The organism is Streptomyces thermovulgaris (assembly GCF_002155915.1).
GTDB classification, from domain to species: domain Bacteria; phylum Actinomycetota; class Actinomycetes; order Streptomycetales; family Streptomycetaceae; genus Streptomyces; species Streptomyces thermovulgaris.
In genome coordinates, this window is the sequence record NZ_MUME01000131.1 from 1 (window position 1) to 589 (window position 589).

General features: G+C 67.9%; 1 pseudogene. It reads left to right on the top strand.

The features are described 5' to 3' along the window. Nucleotides 1-547 (top strand): annotated as a pseudogene (locus CCN35_RS13100) (hydrogenase expression protein HypE); the annotation flags it as partial. Between the last annotated feature and the right edge of the window lie 42 nt (nucleotides 548-589).

The window sequence follows — 589 nt, forward strand, 5'->3', positions numbered from 1 at the left end:
GCAGGGCGCCCTGCCCATCGTCAACGTCCCCGGCTGCCCCATCCAGCCGGAGAACTTCATGGAGACCCTGACCTGGCTGCTGCGCCACGCCGCGGGCTCCGCACCGCCCCCGCCGCTGGACGAGATGCTGCGCCCGCAGTGGCTGTTCGGCAAGACGGTCCACGAGGGCTGCGACCGCGCCGCGTACTACGAGCAGGCCGACTTCGCCAAGGACTACAACTCACCCAAGTGTCAGGTGAAGGTGGGTTGTTGGGGTCCCGTGGTGAACTGCAACGTCCCCAAGAGGGGATGGATGGGCGGCCTCGGCGGCTGCCCCAACGTGGGCGGCATCTGCATCGGCTGCACCATGCCGGGCTTCCCCGACACCTTCATGCCGTTCATGGACGAGCCCACCGGCGGCAGCCTGTCGTCCAGCCTCATCAGGCCCTACGGCGCCTTCATCCGGCGCATGCGCGGCATCACCAGCATGGCCGTCAACAAGGAACCGAAGTGGCGTCACAACCGACCCGAGCTGACCAGCGGGTACGACCCGCACTGGCGCGCCTGACCAGAGGAGTGAGGACCAGACCGACATGACGACGACTCAGGC